Genomic DNA, 25,292 nt, shown 5'->3' with positions numbered 1-25,292 from the left:
AAAAACATTGCGCGCCCGTGGGCGCCAAGGAGGAACAGATGGCTCATATGAAAACTATGGACGGCAACAACGCCACCGCGCACATTGCCTACGCTCTGTCGGAAACGGCAGCCATTTACCCCATCACCCCCTCGTCCGTCATGGGCGAAGTCATGGACCAGTTGGCGGCCAAGGGCACAAAAAACCTGCTCGGCCAGATCGTGAATGTGCGCGAAATGCAGTCCGAAGCCGGCGCCGCTGGCGCTGTGCACGGCATGCTTTCCGCCGGCGCCCTCACCTCCACCTACACGGCTTCCCAGGGCCTGCTGCTCATGATCCCCAACATGTACAAAATCGCCGGTGAACTGCTTCCCGGCGTTTTCCATGTTTCGGCTCGCGCCCTGGCCTCCCATGCCCTGTCCATCTTTGGCGACCACCAGGACGTGATGGCCGCCCGTCAGACGGGCTTCTGCTTCCTGGCTTCCTCCTCCGTGCAGGAATGCATGGACCTGGCCCTCGTTGCGCATCTTTCCGCCATCGATTCCAGCCTGCCCTTCTGCCACTTCTTTGACGGTTTCCGTACCTCCCACGAAGTGCAGAAGATCGAAACCATTGACTACGAAGACATCCGCCCCCTGGTGAACTGGGAAAAGGTGGCCGAATTCCGCGCCACCGCCATGAACCCCGAGCATCCGCACATTCGCGGCACCGCCCAGAACCCCGATATTTACTTCCAGAACCGCGAAGCTTCCAATCTCTACTACGACGCCGTGCCCGGCATCGTGCTTGAGAACATGAAGAAGGTCGAGTCCATCACTGGCCGCAAATACCGCCTCTTTGACTACGTGGGCCACCCCGAAGCCGACCGCGTGATCGTTTCCATGGGTTCTTCCTGTGAAGTCATTGAAGAAACCGTGAAGTACCTCAACGCACAGGGCCAGCGCGTGGGCCTCGTGAAGGTGCACCTGTTCCGCCCCTTCTCCACCGAGCATCTGCTGCGCGCCCTGCCTTCCAGCGTTACCTGCATCACCGTGCTTGACCGCACCAAGGAAAGCGGCGCTCTTGGCGATCCGCTGTATCAGGACGTGTGCACCGCCTTCCTCGAAAAGGGCGAAGCTCCCACCCTGGTGGGCGGCCGCTACGGTCTGGGTTCCAAGGACTTCACCCCCGGCATGGCCAAGGCCGTGTACGACAACATGTTGGCCCTTCAGCCCAAGAACCACTTCACCGTGGGCATCAACGACGACGTCACCTACACGTCGCTTGACGTGGAAGAAGAAATCGACACCGTGCCCGCTGGCACTGTGCAGTGCAAGTTCTTCGGCCTCGGCGCTGACGGCACCGTGGGCGCCAACAAGCAGGCCATCAAGATCATCGGCGACAACACCGATCTCTACGCTCAGGCCTACTTTGCTTACGACTCCAAGAAGTCCGGCGGCTTCACCGTGTCGCACCTGCGCTTCGGCAAGGAACAGATCACCTCTTCCTACCTGATCACCAAGGCCGACTACGTTGCCTGTCACAAGGCCGCCTACGTGACCCAGTACGACATTCTTGAAGGCATCAAGGAAGGCGGCACCTTCGTACTGAACTCCAACTGGTCGCTTGCCGACATGGAAAAGCACCTGCCCGCCTCCATGAAGCGCGTCATCGCCCGCAAGAAGCTGAAGTTCTACAACGTGGACGCCGTCAAGGTTGCCCAGGAAGTGGGCCTCGGCGGCCGCATCAACATGATCATGCAGACCGCCTTCTTCAAGCTTGCCAACGTGCTTGACTTTGAAAAGGCCGTGGGCCTGCTCAAGGAATCCATCAAGAAAACCTACGGCAGCAAGGGCGACAAGATCGTCAACATGAACATTGCCGCCGTGGACAAGGGCATGGACGCTCTGGAAGAAGTGAAATACCCCGCTTCCTGGGCCACTGCCACCGAAGGCGCCGCTGCCTGCCACTGCGATGACGACGAATACATCAGCGCCGTTGTGCGTCCCATTCTGGCCCAGCAGGGCGACAAGCTGCCCGTGTCCGCCATGGATCCGGCTGGCTTCATGCCCCTCGGCACCGCCGCTTGCGAAAAGCGCGGCTGCGCCATCGACGTGCCCGAATGGCAGGTTGAAAACTGCATCCAGTGCTGCCAGTGCTCCTTTGTGTGCCCCCACGCCGCCATCCGCCCGGTGCTCGCCACCGAGGAAGAACTGGCCGGCGCGCCCGCGTCCTTTGTGACCAAGGACGCCATCGGCAAAGAACTGAAGGGCATGAAGTTCCGCATCCAGGTGTACACCGAAGACTGCCTGGGCTGCGGCTCCTGCGCCGAAGTGTGCCCCGCCAAGGTCAAGGCCCTCGTCATGAAGCCCCTTGACACCCAGATGCCCACCCAGAAGGAAAATCTGGCCTTCGCCGAAGCCAACATCACGCTCAAGGACGAGCTCATGGCTCGCGACACCGTCAAGGGTTCGCAGCTCCAGCAGCCCCTGCATGAGTTCTCCGGCGCCTGCGCCGGTTGCGGCGAAACGCCTTACGTCAAGGTGCTCACCCAGATGTTCGGCGAACGCATGATCGTGGCCAACGCCACGGGCTGCTCGTCCATCTGGGGCGCTTCTTCGCCCACCACGCCTTACTGCACCAATAAGGACGGCTTCGGCCCGGCCTGGGGCAACTCCCTGTTTGAAGACGCCGCCGAATACGGCTGCGGCATGGGTATTGCCTACGAACAGCGCCGTGGTCTGCTGGCCATGAAGGTTCAGGAAGCCCTGAAGGAAGAATCCGCTTCTCCCGAACTGAAGGCCGCCCTCCAGGGCTGGCTGGACAACAAGGACGATGCCGAAGGCTCCCGCAAGTACGGCGAAATGATCATGGCCAACCTGGAAGGCTTTGACAGCCCCCTGGCCCATGAACTGTGGCACATGGACGACCTCTTCACCAAGAAGAGCGTGTGGATCTTCGGCGGCGACGGCTGGGGCTACGACATCGGTTACGGCGGCCTTGACCACGTCCTCGCCAGCGGCGACGACATCAACGTGCTGCTGATGGATACCGAAGTGTACTCCAACACCGGCGGCCAGTCCTCCAAGGCCACCCCGCTTGGCGCCGTGGCCCAGTTTGCCGCCGCAGGCAAGCGCACCGGCAAGAAAGACCTTGGCCGCATGGCCATGACCTACGGCTATGTGTACGTTGCCTCCGTGTCCATGGGCGCGGACAAGCAGCAGGTGCTCAAGGCCTTCCGCGAAGCCGAAGCCTACAAGGGACCTTCGCTCATCATCGCTTACGCTCCCTGCATCAACCAGGGCCTGCGCAAGGGCATGGGCAAGAGCCAGGAAGAAGCCAAGATGGCCGTTCTTTCCGGCTACTGGCCCCTGTACCGCTACAACCCCGAACTGGCCAAGGAAAAGAAAAATCCCTTCCAGCTCGACAGCAAGGCTCCTTCTGCTGACATTCAGGAATTCCTGGGCGGCGAAACCCGTTTTGCCTCTCTGGAAAAGATGGCTCCCGAAGTCTCCAAGAAGCTGCGCGCCGAACTGGCCGAAGCCTATACTGAACGCTACGCCATGCTCAAGCAGCTGGCTGATCTGCCCTACCCCGGCACCAGCGCCGAGTAGAGAGGTCTGACGTTATGACTACCCGCGCCCGCCAGCATCTGGCTCCTCTCCGGGGGGCAGCCTTCTGCTGCGGGCGCGGGCTACGTCACACGCTTGGGATCAAAGGTTAAAGGCCTGGGCGCGAGGAAAGCCCTCGCGCCCTTTTCGCGTTAATACCGCCAGCCTGCCGGCACAGCAGGGGAGGCACTATGCACAACGGTCTATACATCACCGCCACCGGGCCCATGACGGGCAAGAGCGCCATTGCCCTTGGGGCCATGCAGCTGCTCACCCGCAGCATGCGCAAGGTGGCTTTTTTCCGTCCCATCATCAACGAACCTCTGTGGGACGACCGCGACCCCGACATCCATTTGATGCTTGAATACTTCAAGCTCAAGATGGACTACGCCGACACTTTCGCCTACACCCAGCGCGAAGCTCGCCAGATCATCAATCAGGGTTCGCGCAACCTGCTCATCGAAAACATCATCCAGAAGTACAAAAAGCTGCTGGAAACCTATGATTTCGTTGTGTGCGTGGGCACCGACTTTCTTGCCAAAGACCCGGTTTTCGAGTTTGAACTCAATGCCGAAATCGCGGCCAACCTTGGCTGCCCGGTTCTCTTGGTCACCAGCGGCTATAATGTGAGCGCCGAAGATATTCGTGATTCGCTCCAGATCACCATGGACAGCCTTGAACCCTATGCGCTGGACGTGGTTGCCACCATTGTGAACCGCCGCAATCTCACGCAGACAGAACTGGACGAACTGCGCGCCCATTTCAGCACGCAGGAAAGCCCAGCCCTGATTTTCTCCGTTCCCAACGACCCCACCATCGGTCAGCCCACCATGGCTGATGTGAAAAAGGGCCTGGACGCGGAAGTGCTGTTTGGCGAAAAGCGCCTGGACGCGCTGGTGGGCGACTACCTTATCGCCGCCATGCATGTGGACAATGTGCTCAACTACATTGCCAAGGACCAGCTCATCGTCACCCCTGGCGACCGCGCCGACGTGCTCCTGGCAGCCATTGCCTCGCGCCTGTCGTCTTCTACTCCCGACATTGCGGGCGTGCTGCTGACCGGGGGCATCCGTCCCTCCGAAAACGTCTGCAAATTCATTGAAGGCTGGACAGGCTCGCCCCTGCCCATCCTGCTGACGCCGCACCACACCTACAAGGCCTTTATGGCCCTGCAAAGCATCATCGCCCCCATTGAACCGGGCGATCTGCGCAAGATCAACAGCGTGCTGGGCCTGTTTGAACAGTACGTCAACGGCAAGGAAATCGAAAACCGCATCGGCGGCGAGCGCAGCAGCCGCATCACGCCCATGATGTTTGAATTCGAGCTGATCCAGCGCGCCAAGGCCAACAAGATGCGCATCGTGCTGGCCGAAGGCACCGAGGAGCGCATCCTGCGCGCCACGGATATCCTTCTGCGCCGCGATGTGGCCGAAATCATCCTGCTGGGCGATGTGGAAGAAATCCGCTCCAAGGCCAGCGCCTTTGGTCTGGACATTGCCAAGGCCCGCCTCATCGACCCGGTGAAATCCGAGCTGTTTGACGACTACGCCAATACCTACTACGAACTGCGCAAAAAGAAGGGCATCACCCCTGAACAGGCGCGCGACACCATGACCGACGCCACCTACTTTGCCACCATGATGGTCAAGAAGGACGATGCCGACGGCATGGTTTCCGGTTCGGTCAACACCACTGCCCACACCATCCGCCCGGCCTTTGAATTTGTGAAGACCAAGCCCGGATTCACTGTGGTTTCCTCGGTCTTCCTCATGTGCCTCAAGGATCGCGTGCTGGCCTTTGGCGACTGCGCCGTGAACCCCAATCCCTCCGCGCAGCAACTGGCAGAAATCGCCATTGCCTCGGCCCACACGGCCAAGGTATTTGGCATTGAGCCGCGTGTTGCCATGCTTTCCTACTCCACCGGTACTTCCGGCAAGGGTGCGGACGTGGACGTTGTGGTGGAAGCCACCAAAATCGCGCAGGAAATGGCCCCCGAGCTCGCACTGGAAGGCCCCTTGCAGTACGACGCGGCCATCGACCCCTCGGTTGCCAAAACCAAGATGCCCGACAGCAAGGTTGCCGGTAAGGCCACGGTGTTCATCTTCCCTGACCTCAACACCGGCAACAATACCTACAAGGCCGTGCAGCGCGCTGCTGGCGCGGTGGCCATCGGCCCCGTGCTCCAGGGCCTGAACAAGCCTGTCAACGATCTCTCGCGCGGTTGCACCGTGCCCGACATCGTCAACACCGTGGCCATCACTGCGGTGCAGGCCGCTGCCGAAAAGGCCGCGCAGAAGTAGTCACAGAAAATCAGCCCCGGCTGACATGAGCTTTCGGCGGTTTGCCTGAGAGGGCAAGCCGCCGTGCAAAGCCTGCCGCCGCAAAAAAATTACTGACGCAAGGCATGCGCCACAGACTGCCGGCCCGCGATCAGAATAAACAAGTTCAAGAAAGGAAGAGTTATGAAAATTCTGGTGATTAACGCGGGTTCTTCGTCCTGCAAGTATCAGTTGCTGGAAATGGACACGCGCAGCGTGCTCTGCTCCGGTCTTGCCGAACGTATCGGCCAGGAAGGCGGACGCCTCACCCACAAAATCGCCCCCGATACGGACAAGGAAGAAAAGCTTGTTCGCGAGGCCTTCTTCCCCACCCATGTGGAAGCCATGGAACTGGTCATCGCTCTGCTGACCGACGCCGACAAGGGCGTTATCAAGGACAAGAGCGAAATCTACGCCATCGGCCACCGCGTGCTGCACGGCGGCGAAGCCGTGAGCGATCCTGTGCTGGTGAACGAGCGCGTGAAGCAGATTGTGGAAGAATGCGCCGTGCTTGGCCCCTTGCACAACCCCGCCAACCTCATGGGCATTGAAGTGGCTGAAAAGCTCTTCCCCGGCGTTCCCAACGTGGCCGTATTCGATACCGAATTCGGCATGGGCATGCCCAAGGAAGCCTTCATGTACGCTCTGCCCTATGAGCTGTACGAAGAACTGCGCATCCGCCGCTACGGCTTCCACGGCACCTCGCACAAGTACATTGCCAACGCCACTGCCGAGTTCCTTGGCAAGCCCCTTTCCGAGCTGCGCTCCATCACCATGCACCTCGGCAACGGCTCTTCCATGAGCTGCGTGAAAAACGGCAAGTGCTTTGACACCAGCATGGGCCTCACCCCGCTGGAAGGCCTTGTGATGGGCACCCGCTGCGGCACCATTGACCCGGCCATTGTGCCCTTTGTCATGGAAAAGAAGGGCCTCAGCCCCTCCGAAGCCGACACCCTGATGAACAAAAAGTCCGGCCTGCTTGGCCTTTGCGGCTACACCGACATGCGCGATGTGCATGCCCAGGTGGACAAAGGCAACGAACGCGCAGAGCTGGCCCTCAAGCTGCTTGTGCGCAGCATCAAAAAGACCCTTGGTTCCTACTTCTTCCTGCTTGAAGGTAACGTGGACGCCCTGGTGTTCACCGCCGGCATTGGCGAAAACGACGACATCGTCCGCGCCATGGTCTGCGAAGGCCTTGAAGCCTTCGGCATCAAGCTGAACAAGGAAGAAAACAGCACCCGCAAGCCCGGCGCGCGCATCATTACCACGCCGGACAGCAAGATCCCCGTGATCATCATCCCCACCAACGAAGAACTCCAGATCGCTCTTGCTACGGTGGAAGTGCTGAAAAAGTAAGCTCCCTTACTTTTGCCTTATTGCAAGTCAAAGGCCGCCTCCGAAAGGAGGCGGCCTTTTGTACCATTGCAAGGTTGAACAGGTGAAAAAAACGTTAGCTGTCTGTATCGACCGCATGCCGCATGGCTTGCTCAAACTGCTGAATATAGCTGTCCTGTTTCTTTTTCCGGTTGTAGTCGTTGGAGCTTTTCATGTACAGGCCGCCGCCAGCGGCTACCACCAGAGCGGCAATACCGCCGAACTTGGCGCTCATATACAGGGCCTCGGGCAGACGGCGCACAAGCTCATCCATGCTTTCCGTAAACAGGTGCATGAGAAAGCTGAAACAGACCAGCCCCACCAGAAAGACAATGACGCTGACCTTGCAGACCTTTTTCAGAGGGTAGGATTCCAGGTCATATTCGGTAACGCGGTTCACGCCGCAACGTTTCATCAAGGCTGCTGCGTCCACAAAATCATGCTTCCAGCCCGATGTTTGGTTGCTCACCGCATAGACTTCCAGAGCCGTGCCATCGCCGCCCTCTGCGACGCAGGCCGGGCCAAGGCAACCGAGCTTCAGGCAGTCGCCGGGCGCAACAGGGCAGGAATCCGGAAGGGGCAACTGCACCTCGCAGCCATTTTCAAGCCGAACCACAGCGCACTGCCACTGCTTCCGTCCACTGGGCATACGCAGAGTTGCGCCTCCGCCCAAAGCTATGTCCTGATCCGGGGCAGATGCCTGCCAGGAGGCAACTGCCAGCACATGGGCATCAATGGCGCGTGCCCGAAAAACTTTGCCTTCAACTGTAAAATCCATGAAAACCTCTCTCCCTAATGCGCCCGTGGGGCTTGCTTCCCTTTACCGGGGCAGCAGCGTTTCCTCAAGGGCAAGATCTACGGGAACCTCGCGCGAGGGCAGCGACTTGTCGATGCGCACCGTGCCCGCAGGGGCGTTGCGCATGGGTTTGACGTGACGCACCTCTGCATACTGTATGCGTGCCCGGGCGGCGTCGCGCTGCCAGCTTTTGCAGGCGGCCAGCGCCCCGGCCTCGTCAAGGGTGCGCGGCGGCACTTCCTGCCCGCCGTGGGCGCGGCGGATAATCACGTGCGAACCGGGGCCGTTTTCCGCATGCAGCCAGATATCGTGCGGGGCAGCAAGCTTGCGCGCGGCCAGATTGCCCTTGGAATCGCGCCCGCGCAGCAGCACAAACCCATCTGAACTTATGAACATCTGCACATTCTTGGGCAGGGTGGCGGCCATGCCGGCACCAGCCGCGCGCCCGGCGGAAGCCGCCTCATCGGCAGCGCCCGCAGTGGCGCCCAGCAGGCTGCCAGGCCAGCTGCCGGGTCGGGCCTGACGCAAGGAGGCCATCTCGTCTTCCAGCGCCGCACGCCGCACAGCCAGATGCTCCATGCCACGTTGCCCGCGCCGGGCCGAATGGAAAAGGCGGGCCATCTGCTCGCGCACAGAGTAGCGCAGATCCAGCGGTATTTCCCGCGCCGGACCGTGCGGGCCTTCTTCCACAGTGACGGCAGCCGCACGAAAATCCGCAGGCCAACGCCACAATTCGGCCTGAAGCGCCAGAGCGTCTGCCTGACAAGCCATCATCCTGCCAAGGCGGTTTTCTTCCTCGCGCAGTTTTTCCAGCAGCTTTGCGAGCTTGCGCGCCCGCCTGTCCAGAGGCTGGGCCGCCTCCCGCGCCTGATCCAGAGCCAGACGGGCAAGCACCATGTCCTGCCCTGCCAGTTCGGTCAGATTCAGGACATCCGGCCCGCAAAATTCAGCAATGGATGATGCCTCCGCATTCTTGCCCTGCAAGGCCCTTTGCAGTTCCGGGGGCAGAGGCCAAGCGCTTATGGCGAGCACTGGACGCAGCATGGTCGTTGCAGAGGCATTGTCGGAGGCAGGCGCGCAGGGGCCGTAGCAGAACACATCACCGCCGCCAGTCCGCAGGTCCTCCAGCAAGGCCCACTGTTCCGGTTCTTCGAGGCAAGCAAGGGTGCGGCGCAGGGCGGGGGTAAGCACAGGCCACTGCCGCCAGTTGCTCAGGGCATCTGCCAGTTGCGCAGGCTCCGGCCAGACGGCCTGCTCGTCTTCCGGCGATTCATTCTCAGCCAGAAAGCGGAGCGAAGGCCCTTCGCGCAGATCAAGCAGCAGCCAGGTCAGACGCGGAGATTGCTCCGTGCCTGCCTCACCCTGCCCCTGTTGGGACAATGGCGGCAGTTGGAGAGCCTCTGCGCCGCCGCCAAGCAGCAGCCACAAGCAGCGCTCGCTCCAACGGGCCACGCAGGCAACAATACGCCGACCAGCGGCATACTTGCGCAGTCGCATGACGGGGGCTGAAGGCGCACGGCCAACGCTGATGCGCTGTGAGGTAATAAAGCAGAACGGTTCCTTGCGCCCAAAACGCAGACAAAGCTGCCGTTTGCGCCCACCGCTGTAAACCATGAGAGCCAGCAGACCATCAGCAGGTTCCTGAATTTTTTCCACCCTTGCGCCAATGAGCAAGGGGGCCAGGTCTTCACAAAAACGGCGGAAAAGATGGGCATCCATAGAAAAAACCGGCTTAGGGGCAAGGTGAATGGCTGGGGAGTAAACAGGTGCAAGGCGGCAAAGCGCGGCAGGGGCTCGGGAGGGAAGACCTTGCCCTGTTGAAGACAAGGCCGCACAACGTCCCCAGCGCATGCGCAGATGCAGCGGCAAACGCAGTTCCAGGCGCAACCGATGGCAGACCGCAGGCTGGCATAATTGCGCAGACGGTTTGAGTAACAGCCTCGCTGGCAATCCGGTGGGCATGATACGTCCGTTGCAACCGGGCCAGAAATCTCGTAGACCCAGTTCGCCAGCCCCCCGCTGCAAAGCGGAACCACCGGGAGCCTGCCCGAAGCATGCATGCCGTCAGGCGCAAGCGGGAGTGCGCGAGCGCAGCGCCCGCCTGGCCGAAAGCAACAAAAACAGTGCCTTTAAGGCAAAGAAATGACGTTAATCGCCGCGAAGGTGTTCGTCTTCTTCCTGTTTGGCTTTGCAGTTGATGCACAAACGCGTCACAGGCCGGGCCTTGAGACGGGGAACGCTGATGTCGTCGCCGCAGTCTTCGCAAATCCCGTAGGTGCCATCGTCAATGCGGGTAAGGGCTGCCTGGATCTTGCGGATCAGGCGGCGCTCACGGTCACGGATGCGCAGGGTAAAGGCCCTGTCGGATTCTGCAGTGGCGCGGTCAGCCGGGTCGGCAAACACTTCGTTGCTATCCGTCAGTTCTTCCAGGGTGCTGTCACCCTTCTGCTTCGCTTCTTCAAGCATGTCGGAAAGAAGCTTGCGAAAGTATTCCAAATCCTTGTGATCCATTTAAATCCTCCGGCGGACGCCGCTGGGGGGCGCATGAACGGTCTACTCATAGGCCTTGCAGGAACATGCATGGCGCAAGCAATTCGCACCGCATATCCTACATTGGCCAGCCATGCGGCGGCATGGCCCGCTCAGAGCACCTCTCAATGAAAATGCTCTTTTGATGCAATGGACTCATATAGCTACATGCGCAATCTTTGTAAAGCTGTGCCCTCAAGATTACGCAAAGCATGCACTTTGGCGACTGGCGCAAACAGAAATCCCGGTGAAACCGGGGCCTAAGGCGTCATAAAAGCACAACAATAAAAAGTTATGGTGAACGTTGCGTGGCAATCAGGCACCAGTTGGATTGTCTTCCCGTCCGGCTTCAAGTCGCTCGGCCTCGTAGCGGGCTTCGCGTGCTGCAGCCTTGGCGGCATCCTGTGCGGCCTGCCGTTCGCGCGCTTCAGCGCGGATAACGCCCTTTATCTCGTCCCAGGCGGGTTCGTTCCACAGATCCTCGCAACGCTGCGTGGGAACGGATATGTCTGTGAATTCCTCGCCACGGCGGGCGCGCACAAACACATCCCCCCCAGTGGCCACGGCCTTGGGCGCGTAGGAGGCTGTCATCTGGCAGGCGGTGCGCAGCACGTCCTCGGGCCACAAGGCCCCATTGCGGGCCAGTGCCAGTGGCCCCGGCATATCACGCATGCGCAGGATCAGGTCGTCCGGCCCTGCGGCGGCGGCCAGCAGGTCGTTGTCCGCGCTGTTGCGGCCAACGCACAGCCAGTAGTGGTTCTGTCCCTCGCTGTGCCAGAACTGACGCCCAAGATTGGCAAGGGTAAAATCACTGGCGCTTGGCTCCGGCAAGCGCGTAAGCACCAGCCAGTAGCGGCGGGCGTTCTCGCGCTCGGTCAGGCGGCAGCCTCCCCCCGGAGTGGGAATTTCCTTGATGCCGTATTCCTTGGCAAGATTCAGCTGCTCGGTGCGGCCCCTGCCCCAGATGCTCAGCAGACGCGAGCGGTCCACAAGCCCGCTTTCTTCCACAGGGGTCGGCGGCAAATGCTTGGCGCACAGTGGTCGCAGCAGGATATCTGCCACGGCGGCATCGCGCATGATGACATTCAGCGTGTCGCGCCGTTGCGACATGGGGCGCTGGCCCAGAACCTCGCCCGAGGCCAGAGCCTTGGCACCCACGCTTTCCATATATTTGCGGGCCTCGCGCAGCAGCAGTATCTTGCAGTCAACGCAGGGGTTGAGCACCTTGCCAAAGCCGTGTTCCGGCCTTTGGCGCAGCATGGCGGCAAACTGGGGGCCGACATCCTGAGTAACAATATCAAGATCGTAAGTCTTGCGCCAACGTGCCGCCAGAGCTTCGCCGCCAAAGAAGGGCGAGTAAAAATGCAGGCAACGCACGGCGAGGCCCTGACGTTCAAGCAGTTTGGCTGTGAGCAGGCTGTCGAGCCCGCCGGAAAATAGTACGATGATTTGGGGAGAATCGCTCATGCCCGCGCTTGTACGACAGCATACGCCCGCACGCAAGGGGGCGATGCAAGCCTTGCACGGCTTTTGCCGCTTGCAATTCCCATTATCAGTAATTATGCTCAATTAATGACGGCACGAGCGCAGGCCCGCCGCCGATCTGGCATTTGCCTTGCTCGCCTTGGTCTGCTACACTGACGCGCTTGAAGATATTTTTACCCGGAGCAATGAGCTATGGCGAAGAAACCGGCCATGAGTCAGGAAAACGCACGCGCAGAGGCCTTGGGCACCGCACTTGCCACCATCGAACGCAAGTACGGCAAGGGCGCTGTGATGAAGCTTTCCGACGATGCCCACGTCAATATTCCCGTGATCCCCACAGGTTCCATCGGCCTTGATCTGGCCCTTGGCGTGGGGGGCATTCCGCGCGGGCGCATCAGCGAAATTTTTGGCCCGGAATCTTCGGGCAAAACCACGCTGACCCTGCACATCATCGCAGAATGCCAAAAAATGGGCGGCACCTGCGCCTTTGTGGACGCAGAACATGCCCTTGACGTTTCTTACGCCAAGCGACTCGGCGTCAACACTGACGAACTGCTCATCTCGCAGCCCGACTACGGCGAACAGGCGCTGGACATTGCCGACATGCTCGTGCGTTCCGGCGCGGTTGACCTTGTGGTGGTCGACTCTGTGGCCGCGCTTATTCCGCAGGCCGAACTGGAAGGCGACATGGGCGAATCGCAGGTAGGCGGTCACGCCCGCCTCATGTCGCATGCCATGCGCCGCCTCACTGGCACCATCCACAAATCGCGCACGTCTGTCATCTTCATCAACCAGATCCGCATGAAGATCGGCGTCACCGGCTACGGCAGCCCCGAAACCACCACTGGCGGCAACGCGCTCAAGTTCTATTCTTCCGTGCGGCTGGACATCCGCCGCATCCAGACCCTCAAGGACAAGGAAGAATCCTTCGGCTCGCGCACCAGGGTCAAGGTGGTCAAAAACAAGGTTGCCCCGCCCTTCCGCAGCGCCATTTTTGATATCCTGTATGGTCAGGGCATTTCGCGCTCCGGCGAACTGCTTGACCTCGGCATTGAAGCCAAGATCATCGACCAGAGCGGCTCGTGGTTTGCATTTGGCAGCGAAAAGCTCGGCCAGGGGCGTGAAAAAGTACGCGCGCTGCTGGACGAAAACCTTGATCTGCGCAACCAGATTGAAGCCAAGGTTGTGGAATTCCTGGGATTGAACCCCAAGGAATTCACGCCCACAGTGGAAGACCTGGACGAAGGGGAAGCCCCCGCGCCCACTTACGAATAAAGGCCATTTTTTACCTGCGACCGCGCGCCTTGGTGATGCGCGGTCGTTGTTCGCGCAGACCCCATTACGGAGCCAGTAAATGCTCACCGCCAAAGAAATCCGCAGCCGCTACCTCGAATTTTTCAAACGCCACCAGCATGAAATTGTCGAATCCGGCCCCATCATTCCGCCCAACGACCCCACCCTGCTGTTCACCAATGCTGGCATGGTGCAATTCAAAAAGCTGTTTCTTGGCGAGGAAAAGCGCGCATACAGCCGCGCCACCACCTGCCAGAAATGTCTGCGCGTTTCGGGCAAGCACAACGACCTTGAAAACGTGGGCCGCACAGCGCGCCACCACACGTTTTTTGAAATGCTGGGCAACTTTTCTTTTGGCGACTATTTCAAGCGCGAAGCCATCACCTGGGCCTGGGAATTTGTAACCAAGGAGCTTGAACTGCCCAAGGAAAAGCTCTGGGTCACAGTGTTCCGCGAAGATGACGAAGCTGCGGCCATTTGGGCCGAAGTTGCCGGGCTGCCCGCCGACCGCATCGTGCGCATGGGCGAAAAAGACAACTTCTGGACCATGGGCGATACCGGCCCCTGCGGCCCCTGTTCCGAAATTTATGTGGATCAGGGCGAAGACATGTCTTGCGGGCCGGACTGCGGCATCGGCAAGTGCGACTGCGACCGGTTCCTTGAAATCTGGAACCTCGTGTTCACCCAGTTTGACCAGTCTGCCGACGGCACCCGCGTGGCTCTTGCCAATCCCAACATTGATACGGGCATGGGGCTTGAACGCATGGCCGCCGTTGCGCAGGGCAAGCGCTCCAACTTTGACTGCGACCTGTTTCAGGAAATCATCCAGTACGCCGCATCGCTTGCCAATGTGAGCTACAGCTTCAGCGCGCCCGACACCAACGATGTGGATACGGCCCTGCGCGTCATTGCCGACCACAGCCGCTCGGCGGCCTTCCTTGTGGCTGGGGGCGTGCTGCCCTCCAACGAGGGCCGTGGCTATGTACTGCGTCGTTTGATTCGCCGCGCCCTGCGCTTTGCCACGCTCATCGGCGTGAACGAACCCTTTATGTACAAGGTGGCCCGCAAGGTTACGGAAGTGATGGGCGACGCCTATCCCGAACTGACCGAACATGCCGACTTTATCGCCCGCGCCGTGCATGAGGAAGAACAGCGTTTCTCCCTCACCCTGCAAAAGGGTCTGGAGCTTCTGGATGAAGAACTGGCGACCCTCAAGGCCGCCGGGCAGATGCAGATTCCTGGTGAGTTCTGCTTCAAGCTGTACGACACCTATGGCTTCCCGCTCGATATCGTGACTGACGTTGCCGAAAAGCGCGGCTTCACCGCTGACGCCAAGGGCTTTGAAAAGCACATGGGCGAACAGCGCAAGCGCGCCCGAGAACATCAGAAAAAAGGCGGCCTACTGGGCCAGGCTGACGGCGCAAACGTGTTCAAGCCCTTGCTGGACGCTGGCGTAACCAGTACCTTTGTGGGTTATGAACGCCTGACCGAAACCAGCCCCCTGACCCTGCTGCTCAATGCCGCTGGTGAAGAAGTGGCCGACCTTGGCGAAGGCGACACCGGCTACGCCATTACCGCTGCCACGCCTTTTTACGGCGAGGGCGGCGGCCAGGCTGGCGACATGGGCACGCTGGCAAGCACCTCCGGCGAGGCGCGGGTGCTGACCACCCACAAGCCTGCCCCCACCCTGCTGGTGCATGAAATTGAAGTGACCAAGGGTGAGCTGCACAAGGGCGGCGAGGCCACCCTCAAGGTGGACGCCGACCAGCGCAAATCCACTGCCCGCAACCACACCTGCACCCACCTGCTCCACGCCGCCCTGCGCCGCGCGCTGGGCACCCATGTGAAGCAGGCCGGTTCTCTGGTTGACCCGCACCGCCTGCGTTTTGACTTTTCACACATTGCGGCCCTCACGCCCGAAGAACTGGCGGCGGTGGAGCGCGACGTGAACCGCGCCATTATGGCCGACCTGCCTGTGGCCGCCAGGGAAATGCCCGTGGCCGAAGCCATGGCAACCGGAGCAATGGCCCTGTTTGGCGAAAAATATGGCGATATTGTGCGCGTGCTCACAGTTTCCGGCGCGGAAAAGGGCGAACCTGAATCTGTGGAACTGTGCGGCGGCACACACCTTGAACGCACCGGCGAGGCCGGGGCCTTCATGATAGTTTCCGAGAGCGGCGTGGCCGCCGGCACGCGGCGCATTGAGGCCGTAACCGGCTGGAATGCCTATGCCCAGGCTGTTGAACAGCGCGCGGAACTTGCCGCGCTTTCGGGCATACTCAAGGCGCGCCCCGGCCAGTTGGCCGAGCGCGTGACCGCCCTGCAAGGCGATGTGAAAAAGCTGCGCAAGGCCTCGGAAAAGGCCGCCGCCGCTCCTGCCACCGGGGCCGATCTGGCCGCCCGCGCGCAGGACGTCAACGGAGTGCGCATGCTGGCCGCCAAACTTGACAATGTTCCTGTGAAAGCCCTGCGCGAAGTCATGGACGATGTGCGCTCGCGCCTTGCCGACAATGCCGTTGTCTGCCTGGCAACAGCCGAAGACGGCAAGGTGGGGCTTTTGCTTTACGTTTCCAAAGACCTGCACGGAAAATTCACTGCTCCCGCGCTTATCAAGGACGTAGCCGCTCCCTGCGGCGGCTCCGGCGGCGGCAGACCCGACCTGGCCCAGGCGGGCGGCACAAAGGCCGATGGCATTGACGAGGCCTTTGCCGTGCTGAAACAACGCATCGAACAATAAGGACAAGGCCATGATAGGCATCTCCAAGCTGTATTGCGGACAGGTCGAGCCTTCCGACGCCCTGCGTTACGGACGCGAATCGGGCAAGCTGCCCTCGCACCTGTTGCAGTTCTCCAAAGATAAGAAGCCCGTTGTGGTCTGGAACATGACCCAGCGTTGCAACCTCAAATGTGTGCATTGCTACGCCCACGCCATTGAAGTTGACGGCTCGGACGATATCAATACCGAGCAGGCCAAGACCATGATCAATGATCTGGCGGCCTACGGCGCGCCGGTCATGTTGTTCTCCGGCGGCGAACCGCTGGTGCGCAAGGATCTGGTGGAGCTTGCCAGCCATGCCACCTCCAAGGGCATGCGTGCGGTTATTTCCACCAACGGCACGCTTATCACCAAGGAAAAGGCCCGCGAACTCAAGGAAGTGGGGCTTTCCTACGTTGGTATTTCGCTGGACGGCATGGAAGCCGTGCACGATAAGTTTCGCGGCGTGCCCGGTGCTTTCAAAAAAGCGCTCGAAGGCATTGCCAACTGTCAGGCCGAAGGCCTCAAGGTGGGCCTGCGCTTTACCATCAACAAGCGCAACGTGTCTGAAATTCCCGGTATCTTCCGCCTGCTCAAGGATCTGGAAGTGCCCCGCGCCTGCTTCTACCACCTGGTGTACTCTGGCCGTGGTTCCGAACTGATCAAGGAAGATCTGGATCACGCCGAAACCCGCCACGTGCTTGATCTTATCATGGACGAAACCCGCGCCCTTTTCGACGCTGGCAAGCCCAAGGAAATCCTCACTGTCGATAACCACGCCGATGGCCCCTACGTGTGGATGCGCATGAAGCGCGAAGATCCCAAGCGTGCCGAAGAAGTTTTTGAGCTTTTGCAGTACAACGAGGGCAACAGCTCTGGTCGCGGTATCGGCTGTATTTCGTGGGACGGCAAGGTTCACGCCGACCAGTTCTGGCGCGACCACACTTTTGGCAACGTGCTGGAACGCCCCTTCTCGCAGATTTGGGATGACCCGCAGATCGAACTGCTGCACAAGCTCAAGGACAAGAAAGCCCACGTCAAGGGCCGTTGCGCCAAGTGCCAGTTCCTGAACATTTGCGGCGGCAACTTCCGCGCCCGCGCCGAAGCCTATTACGGCGACGAATGGGCTCAGGATCCTGCCTGCTATCTGACGGATGAGGAAATCGGCATCAAGTAGCGCTCCGGCGCAGCCCTTTTTCCGCTGAATGTGCAAGCATGGCGGCGCGCCCCGGTCGTAGCCCGCTACGTTCCGCCCAGGCGCGCCGCTTGTTTTTTATACGGACACAAGGGCATACTGATACTGCACAAAGCACCCGGCAGCCGCTGTGCAAACAACAGTCGCGCCAGCCGCGTACTTGCCATACAGAATAACGACTGCATCACCGGCAGCATTGCCGCACAGGCTGGCCAAGCACCGACCTGCAACACGCAGAATAAAGGACAACAGCCATGACCACATTCCATAGAGGCCGCCGCCTTCGCGCCACTCCGGAACTGCGCTCCCTAGTACGCGAAACCCCGCCCCTTCTGGTTGAAGACTGCATCATGCCCTACTTCGTTGTGGAAACTGACGACAAGGGCTTTCGCAAAGAAATAGGCTCCATGCCCGGTCAGTTCCAACTCAGCCTTGCCGAACTGGAAAAACAGGTGGAAAAGGCCGTGGATACAGGCCTGAAATCCGTCATTCTTTTCGGCATTCCCGAACTCAAGGACGAATACGCCTCCGGCGCTTACGCCGAGGACGGCATCGTGCAGGAGGCCGTGCGTCTGCTCAAGCACCGCTGGCCCAAGCTTTACGTCATCACTGACGTCTGCCTGTGCGAATACATGAGTCACGGGCATTGCGGCGTACTCATGCCCTCTGGCGAAGTGAACAACGACGCCACCCTGCCCCTGCTTGCCAAAACAGCGGTGAGCCATGCGGCGGCAGGCGCGGACATGGTCGCCCCCTCCGACATGATGGATGGTCGGGTAGCCGCCATCCGCGAGGCGCTGGACGAAGGCGACCTTACGGCAACGCCTATCATGTCTTATGCCGTCAAATATGCCTCGGCCTACTACGGCCCCTTCCGCGAAGCGGCGGAAAGCGCTCCGGCCTGCGGCGACCGTAAATCCTATCAGATGGACCCGGCCAACGCCCGCGAAGCCCTGCTTGAGGCCTTTGCCGACCTAGAAGAAGGCGCGGACGCCCTGATTGTGAAGCCCGCCGGGCCCTACAGCGACATCATTCGTACTGTGCGCGACAATACCAGCGTACCCCTGTGCGCCTATCAGGTGAGCGGCGAATACTCCATGATCCGCGCGGCTGGTCTCAACGGCTGGATTGACGAACGCGCCGTCATGCTGGAATCCCTCACGGGCCTGAAACGCGCCGGGGCGGACATGATCATCACCTACTTTACAGAAACCATCCTGCGCGAAGGACTGGCACGATAATGAGCAATCATCCTCACACCATGGGACACCCGGGCGGGCATCCCGCAGGTCATCCGGGCGGGCATCCGGGCGGGCACCCCGCAGGCGCTGCGGGCAATCCTTCCGCCGGGCATCCCGACGGCATATCAGCCCCCCTGCGCACCCTTGAAGACGGCAGCCCCGCCTGTCGCCTCATCGCCTGGGAAGTGACCCGCTCCTGCAACCTGGCCTGCAAGCACTGCCGCGCCGAGGCCCACACGGAACCGTACCCCGGCGAGCTTTCTACAGAGGAAGCCAAGGCGCTCATCGATACCTTTCCGCAGGTGGGCAAACCCATCATCATCTTTACAGGCGGCGACCCCATGATGCGGGCCGACGTGTACGAGCTGGTGGCCTATGCCCACAGCAAGGGGCTGCCCTGCGCCTTTTCGCCCAACGGCACCCTCATTACCCCAGAGAACGCGCAAAAAATCAAGGATGCCGGGGTCAACCGCTGCTCCATTTCCATTGACGGGCCGGACGCCGCCAGCCACGATAGCTTCCGGGGCGTACCCGGCGCGTTTGAAGCTTCGCTGCGCGGCATCGAATACCTCAAATCCGTGGGCGTGCCCTTTCAGATCAACACCACGGTCACGCGCAACAATCTGAGCAGCTTCAAAAAGATTTTTGAGCTGTGCGAGCGCATCGGCGCTGCCGCATGGCACATCTTTTTGCTGGTGCCCATGGGCCGCGCCTCCGGCCTGGCCGATCAGGTCATCACCGCGCAGGAATACGAAGACGTGCTGCACTGGCTGTATGATTTCCGCAAAAGCACCAGCATGCACCTCAAGGCCACCTGCGCGCCGCACTACTACCGCATCATGCGCCAGCGCGCCAAGGAAGAAGGCATCAGCGTTACGCCCGAAACCTTCGGAATGGACGCCCTCACACGCGGCTGCCTTGGCGGCACGGGCTTCTGCTTTATCAGCCACGTGGGGCAGGTACAGCCCTGCGGCTACCTCGAACTGAACTGCGGCAACGTGCGCGAAACGCCCTTCCCGCAGATTTGGCGCGAGAGCAAATACTTTTTGCAGTTCCGCGACCAGTCCTGCTACACGGGCAAGTGCGGCGTGTGCGAATACCACAAGGTCTGCGGCGGCTGCCGCGCCCGCGCCCACAGCATGGACGGCGACCACATGGGTGAAGAACCCCTGTGCACCTACATTCCGGCCAAACTGCGCCGCAAGGAAAACCCCTGAGCCACACGAGGAACGCCATGACGCAGCCCACGCCCCACGCGGCCACCTCCGCCACCACCGAAACGCTGATGGACAGCGTTGACCGCCAGCTGCTGGATATCATCCAGACAGGCTTTCCCCTCACGCCGCGTCCCTATGCGGATCTGGGCCAGATGCTTGGCATCGGTGAGGAAGAAGCGCTCGAACGTGTGCGCGGCCTCAAGGCCCGCAAGATCATCCGCCGTCTGGGGGCCAACTTCCAGTCGGCCAAGCTGGGCTTTGTATCCACCCTGTGCGCCGCCAAGGTACCAGACGAAAAGATGGACGACTTTGTGGCCCGGGTAAACGCCTGCCCCGGCGTGACGCATAACTATCTGCGCGAGCATGTCTACAATATCTGGTTCACGCTTATCAGCCCCTCGCGTGAAGAAAGCCAGGCCACGCTTGATGCCCTCACCGAGGCCACCGGCATTGCCATTCTTAACCTGCCTGCCACCAAACTGTATAAAATCCGTGTGGATTTTCGCATGGATAATTGAAACAGTTCGTGATCCACGCCTGATTGTCGGGCGCATCTGTCCACTACGGATTCTTTCAGCCTAACACAGCTCCACCCAGGGTTCGCTACATGAGCGCACCCTGGGTGGAAATCTCTTGTGACCCACTGTAATTAAAATTGAATATTGATTTCAATTTAACATCTAAACTATTATCCTGCCCGCTCCGATAAGTCTTCAAGACAAGAACCAGCATAGGGGGAAAAATGAATATTTCTGTTAAATTCAAGGCACTGCTGCTTGTCAGCACAATGCTGCTGGTATCGCTTGGCGGGTATATTCTGCTGCTGCTCAATATGACGGCTATGGAGCAGGAATATAACGAGCAGACCAAAACAGCGGTTGAACAGAGCATCCGCACCGAGGCAGAAAAAATTAACACATATATGGCGCTGGTGCAGGAAGGCGCAGCCGCCATTGCCATCGCCGGACAAAATCTGCGTCATGTCCAGCAGGGGCACGAAGCGGATCTCAGCGATGACGTAGCAGCCATGCTCAAGGCGAACCTCACCCGCTACCCCGAGGCTTCGGGATGCGGCCTCTGGTTTGAGCCGGGGGCATTCCGGGCAGGTCAGCGCTATTACGGCCCCTATGCCTACTGGGACAAAGGCAAGATTGAAATGACCATGGAATACAGCACGCCTGAGTACGATTACCCCAGGCAGCCATGGTATACCCAGGCCATTCCCGAGCAATGGGACAGAAGCAAAAAACGTCAGGACAGCGTCTACTGGTCTGCCCCGTATCTGGACGAAACCTCTCACAAGCTCATGATAACCGTGGCTGGCATCATGCATGACCGCCAAGAGCGTATTGTCGGCGTGTCCACTCTCGACGTGAGCCTGGAAAACCTCCGCAAGACTGTGGATGGTATAAAAATCACTCCCAATTCCCGCGCTTTTGCTGTTGATTGCAGAAGCGGACTCATCGCCGCATTCCCCGCTGACAACGCCCTGCTCCTGCAGCCAGTGGCAAAGCTGCCCTTCAACGGGGCAAAAAACGAGCTTACCGATACAGCGCCCGGCAGCCTTGCCCAATACCCCCTTATGGTCAACGGTCAGCCCACCACGGTTTTTTACAGCGTATCACCCACAGGTATGGGCCTTGGCATAGCTATCCCTGATGCCGAACTTTTTGCAGAGGCCCGACAACTGGCTGAGAACAACAGCTATACAGCTATTGGTGCTGTGGGCATACTTCTGGTGCTGGCATGCGTGGTCATTCTGGTGCTGAACAGAACCATCATCAGCCCCATTCTTTCACTGGCCTCATTCTCCCGCTCTGTTGCGGCGGGTAACCTTGAAACGCCCATATCATCCGCCTACCAGAGCGAATTTTCCGTCTTGCGCAACGCAATGGTATCCATGCTGGAATCACTGAAAGAAAAAATGCGCGAGGCAGATAACCACACCGCCGAGGCCCGCATAAGTGCAGAAAATGCCGAGCAGGCCCAGCATGCAGCAGAAGAAGCCACCCGCAAGGCCGAAAGCGCGAGAACAGAAGGCATGCGTGATGCCGCCCAGCGCCTGAGCCAGGTTGTGGCGGCCCTCACCGCAGCCCTTGGCAGTTTGGCTGCCCGCGTGGATGAAACATCGGAAGGCGTGGAAACGCAAACACACAGGATTACGGAAACGGCTTCTGCCGTGGAAGAACTGAGCGCATCCGTGCTCGAAATAGCCAAGAACGCGGAAACCACCGCAAATCTGTCAGAAGACTCCCGCCATGCCGCCGAGCAGGGCTCGCAGCAGTTTGCAACAGTGCTGCAGGACGTAAGCGCCATTCACAAGGATTTTCAGACCGCCTGCGACTCGGTGGACGACCTGAGCAACAAGGCCGATGCCATCGGGGCCATTGCCCAGACTATTGAAGATATTGCCGACCAGACAAACCTGCTGGCCCTCAATGCGGCCATTGAGGCCGCCCGGGCGGGCGAGGCAGGACGCGGCTTTGCCGTTGTGGCCGATGAAGTGCGCAAATTGGCGGAAAAAACCATGACCGCCACGCGCGAGGTGGGGCAGTCCATTGATTCCATCCAACAGGCCGTGCGCGGAACCCTCGGCAGCATGGGCAGCACCAAGGAAGTGCTTGAAAAATCCATGCAGGAGGTCAACAAGGCAGAAAGCCTGCTTGGAAGTATTGTCAGCCTCGCCATGGAATCTTCTGATCAGGTGCGCGCCATCGCCACGGCTTCCGAGCAGCAGTCCGCCGCCACAGGCGAGATCAATGCCTCCGTGTCTGCCGTGAGCAGCATTGCAGAGGGCACCGCAACTGCAATGCAGGAGGCCGCCAAGGCAGTTGAGGCCCTTAAGCGCCAGTCTTCTGCCCTGACCGAACTTATAGCAGAGCTGGAAAAAGCCTAGGCCCAAACAAAACTCAATCACGCATAACCGCCATGCCCCGTTCTTTCATGGATTCGAGGCATGGCGGTTTTTGCGCTTTTTCGGGAGCGATATCTTTGGGGATGCCTTTCGCGAAGGCAGCCTTGCCTACCGCGCCATGAGCGCAAAAACTCCCCAGCCAAGATACTCGCGCGTATACATGGTGTAACGCCTTGGCTCACTGGTCAACTGGCTGCGAATTTCTTGGGCAAAGTCGTCATCCGGATTGGCCTCAAGCCAGCGTCGCATGGTCAGCCACTTGGCCGCTTCGTACCTGTCCCAGCCGTCCTGATTTGCCAGAACCATTTCCACAGCATCATAGCCAAGGTTGCCAAAGGATTCGATGAGCTTCGGCAAGGTGAGGAAGTCGGCAATGGCGGTTGCGCCGCAGCCTCTGGCAACGTCTTCCGTGGGCGGCATGCACAGCCAGTACGGTTCGCCGATGAGGATTGTCCCGCCGGGTCGAAGGCTTTGCGTCAAAAGCTCAATGGTGCCCGCGAGGCCGCCGCCTATCCATGTGGCCCCAACGCAAGCGGCTAGATCAACCTTTTCAGCCGCAACGTAACCTGCCGCGTCGGCATGGACAAATTCTACCATGCCTGCAATGCCCAGCTCTTGCGCGCGGAGCCGTGCCTGCCCGCAAAACAGCGGGCTCATGTCTACGCCAATGCCTGTGATGCCGTAATCCCGCGCCCATGTGCAGAGCATTTCGCCGGAGCCGCTGCCAAGGTCGATCATGCGGGTTCCGGGTTTGAGCCGCAATGCAGCGCCGAGGGTAGCAAGCTTTTCTGACGTATACGGATTATGGATGCGGTGTTCGCTTTCCGTGATGGTGAAAATGCGGGGAATGTCCAACACTGTAGCCTCCTTGTCATATTTCATGTCATTGGGATATTACGTGCGATACGCCATTCAATAGACAATTTGCATGTTACAAAAAATCAAAGATACTTCATTCCATTTTTTACTGCCACGACAGGTGCATATTCATCCATTGCACACCCTCCATACACAGGCATATTATGCAATATCTATCATAAAATCATTCCACTTCTCATTTCAGAAATGAATAATCGCAAACCTGCAATTGTTCATCGATTAGTCAAAAATCACCAGACTAAATAATGAATCGCTTGCCCCTCGATATGGCCGGCAATGGAGTGGACGTAAGAGGTACCCTAACGGACCAACGCTACATCGCGCAAAAATCGCGCAAAGTAGCAAAGCACTGCCCGCTTGCCATAACTGCCCATCTTTAGTACACAAGCATTGCGTTGTTCCATTTAGCAAATCTCTAAACTTTTTCTCATGGCTTTCCTCAACACACACGCCCGCGACCCCACGGCCCAGCCGTTGCAGCCGCGTAGCGCAGCGCACTTGAGGCTTGACGTCCAGCCAACGCATAAGGACTGTGCATGACCAGCACCCGTCGTTTTTGCCTGCCGCTCCGCACGCTCTTTGCTATCGCCGCCCTGCTTTGTGCAGCTCTTCTGTCACACCCCGGCGCTGCTGTTTCGGCCCCGGCCGTTCCGCCGCAAAGTTCCCTTGGCGTATGCTCCGCCATTTTATACGACCTTGACCGCGACGCCATACTGTTTGAGCAAAATGCTGACCAGCGCATTCCTCCGGCCTCGCTGACCAAGATCATGTCCATGTTTCTTGCCATGGATCAGATTAATTCCGGCCTGGCCCGCAGCGACAATACCACTACGATCAGCCGCAATGCGGCCCGCACCGGCGGCTCGCGCATGGGCCTCAACGAGAATGAGCAAGTTACGATCGAGCAGCTCCTCACGGGCATGGCTGTTTCTTCTGGCAACGATGCCAGCACGGCCATGGCCGAGTATGTGGGCGGCTCCGTGCCCGCGTTCATTAACATGATGAATGCCAAGGCCCGCGATCTGGGCATGCGCGACAGTTACTTTGTTAATCCGCATGGCCTCCCGGCCAAGGGGCAGTACACCACCGCTCGCGATATGCTGACCCTTGCCCGCGCCTATCTGCATGCCTACCCCGATGCGCTGCGCTTCCACAACACCCATGTTCTGAACTACCGGGGCCGTGTCACCTGGAACAAAAACCCCCTTCTTGGGCAGTACCCTGGCGCGGACGGCCTTAAAACCGGCTGGATCAACGCCTCGGGCTACAATCTGGTTTTCACGGCGCTGAAGGGCGACAAACGCCTGCTGGCCGTCATCATGGGCGCGCCCGATTCGCAGATTCGCAGCATTGAGGCCTTCCGCCTGCTGGATGCCGGTTTTGAGGTATGCAACAACGAGGCCCCCACAGTGCTGGCCGCTCTGGACACTCTGCCGCGCGAAAAGTATCACCCCGACATCCGCAAGAATGCCCGAGAGGCATACCATCAGTTTGCCGGAAACGACCGGGGCGAGGGTACCCAGACCGTGCACCGCGCCAAGGCCACCAACCACAGCAAGCAGGCCAAGGCGACCAAGACGGCCAAGAACAAAAAGAAGAACGTGGAAAAAGTCGCCCGCCAGCGCAGCAATGACAATGACGGGCAGGCCGCCCGCCGCGTTGCCAACAACGCCAGCTAAAAGAAAGGCGCTCAGCTGGAAATTTTGAAGGCCCGTGAACTACAAAGG

Annotated in this window: 16 protein-coding genes; 11 read left to right on the top strand and 5 right to left on the bottom strand. The window is 59.6% G+C overall.

Features of this window, described 5'->3' with window-relative positions; all coding sequences use genetic code 11:
• Window positions 1-38: 38 nt before the first annotated feature.
• The 3 genes from nifJ to ACUZ79_RS14330 all read left to right on the top strand — a co-directional run bounded on the left by nifJ (window position 39) and on the right by ACUZ79_RS14330 (window position 7,243).
• A complete protein-coding gene (nifJ, locus tag ACUZ79_RS14340) occupies window positions 39-3,572 on the top strand; it encodes a pyruvate:ferredoxin (flavodoxin) oxidoreductase (RefSeq protein WP_449251995.1) in 3,534 nt (1,177 codons plus the stop codon).
• Between the two features lie 188 nt (window positions 3,573-3,760).
• Complete coding sequence (gene pta, locus ACUZ79_RS14335; protein ID WP_449251994.1) at window positions 3,761-5,869, top strand: phosphate acetyltransferase; 2,109 nt, start codon at window positions 3,761-3,763, stop codon at window positions 5,867-5,869.
• 162 nt (window positions 5,870-6,031) lie between these two features.
• The gene (locus ACUZ79_RS14330) at window positions 6,032-7,243 is read left to right on the top strand and encodes an acetate kinase (RefSeq protein WP_192112697.1); all 1,212 of its coding nucleotides are present in this window, start codon (window positions 6,032-6,034) and stop codon (window positions 7,241-7,243) included.
• A 94-nt stretch (window positions 7,244-7,337) separates the two neighbouring features.
• On the opposite strand, the gene ACUZ79_RS14325 is transcribed toward ACUZ79_RS14330, so the two are convergent.
• From ACUZ79_RS14325 to ACUZ79_RS14310, 4 genes are all read right to left on the bottom strand, one after another.
• Window positions 7,338-8,039 (bottom strand): hypothetical protein, encoded by a 702-nt coding sequence (locus ACUZ79_RS14325; RefSeq protein WP_449251993.1) that lies wholly within the window; start codon window positions 8,037-8,039, stop codon window positions 7,338-7,340.
• Window positions 8,040-8,081: 42 nt separating this feature from the next.
• Window positions 8,082-9,776: an NFACT RNA binding domain-containing protein gene (locus ACUZ79_RS14320; RefSeq protein WP_449251992.1), complete on the bottom strand. Its 1,695-nt coding sequence runs from the start codon at window positions 9,774-9,776 to the stop codon at window positions 8,082-8,084.
• Between the two features lie 429 nt (window positions 9,777-10,205).
• Complete coding sequence (dksA, locus tag ACUZ79_RS14315) at window positions 10,206-10,568, bottom strand: RNA polymerase-binding protein DksA (protein ID WP_022659715.1); 363 nt, start codon at window positions 10,566-10,568, stop codon at window positions 10,206-10,208.
• 333 nt (window positions 10,569-10,901) lie between these two features.
• Window positions 10,902-12,053 carry a tRNA(5-methylaminomethyl-2-thiouridylate) methyltransferase gene (locus tag ACUZ79_RS14310; protein WP_449251991.1) on the bottom strand — a complete coding sequence of 384 codons (1,152 nt, stop codon included), beginning with the start codon at window positions 12,051-12,053 and terminating at the stop codon, window positions 10,902-10,904.
• Between the two features lie 210 nt (window positions 12,054-12,263).
• Between ACUZ79_RS14310 and recA the strand changes: the two genes are divergently transcribed.
• From recA to ACUZ79_RS14275, 7 genes are all read left to right on the top strand, one after another.
• Entirely contained in the window at window positions 12,264-13,346 is a 1,083-nt protein-coding gene (gene recA, locus ACUZ79_RS14305) for a recombinase RecA (protein ID WP_215648310.1), read from the top strand.
• A 79-nt stretch (window positions 13,347-13,425) separates the two neighbouring features.
• Window positions 13,426-16,101: an alanine--tRNA ligase gene (gene alaS / locus ACUZ79_RS14300; RefSeq protein WP_240825387.1), complete on the top strand. Its 2,676-nt coding sequence runs from the start codon at window positions 13,426-13,428 to the stop codon at window positions 16,099-16,101.
• 10 nt (window positions 16,102-16,111) lie between these two features.
• Window positions 16,112-17,296, top strand: a complete 1,185-nt coding sequence (gene ahbC / locus ACUZ79_RS14295) for a 12,18-didecarboxysiroheme deacetylase (RefSeq protein WP_240825386.1) — start codon at window positions 16,112-16,114, stop codon at window positions 17,294-17,296.
• A gap of 272 nt (window positions 17,297-17,568) precedes the next feature.
• Entirely contained in the window at window positions 17,569-18,555 is a 987-nt protein-coding gene (gene hemB / locus ACUZ79_RS14290; RefSeq protein ID WP_240825384.1) for a porphobilinogen synthase, read from the top strand.
• Window positions 18,555-19,772 (top strand): heme b synthase, encoded by a 1,218-nt coding sequence (gene ahbD, locus ACUZ79_RS14285; protein ID WP_449251990.1) that lies wholly within the window; start codon window positions 18,555-18,557, stop codon window positions 19,770-19,772. Before hemB ends, ahbD begins: the two co-directional genes overlap by 1 nt.
• Before the next feature lie 17 nt (window positions 19,773-19,789).
• Window positions 19,790-20,290: a siroheme decarboxylase subunit alpha gene (ahbA, locus tag ACUZ79_RS14280; RefSeq protein WP_449251989.1), complete on the top strand. Its 501-nt coding sequence runs from the start codon at window positions 19,790-19,792 to the stop codon at window positions 20,288-20,290.
• Window positions 20,291-20,514: 224 nt separating this feature from the next.
• Window positions 20,515-22,668, top strand: coding sequence for a methyl-accepting chemotaxis protein (locus ACUZ79_RS14275; protein WP_449251988.1), 2,154 nt, complete (start codon window positions 20,515-20,517; stop codon window positions 22,666-22,668).
• A 126-nt stretch (window positions 22,669-22,794) separates the two neighbouring features.
• Here the strand turns inward: ACUZ79_RS14275 and ACUZ79_RS14270 are convergent, their stop codons facing one another.
• Window positions 22,795-23,541, bottom strand: coding sequence for an SAM-dependent methyltransferase (locus ACUZ79_RS14270; RefSeq protein ID WP_449252182.1), 747 nt, complete (start codon window positions 23,539-23,541; stop codon window positions 22,795-22,797).
• A 560-nt stretch (window positions 23,542-24,101) separates the two neighbouring features.
• On the opposite strand from ACUZ79_RS14270, the gene ACUZ79_RS14265 reads away from it, so the two are divergent.
• Window positions 24,102-25,244, top strand: a complete 1,143-nt coding sequence (locus ACUZ79_RS14265) for a D-alanyl-D-alanine carboxypeptidase family protein (RefSeq protein ID WP_449251987.1) — start codon at window positions 24,102-24,104, stop codon at window positions 25,242-25,244.
• Window positions 25,245-25,292: the final 48 nt, after the last annotated feature.

The organism is Desulfovibrio faecalis (assembly GCF_053570625.1).
The sequence above is the reverse complement of the archived record's forward strand: the minus strand, read 5'-3'. Positions and strand labels throughout refer to the sequence as shown.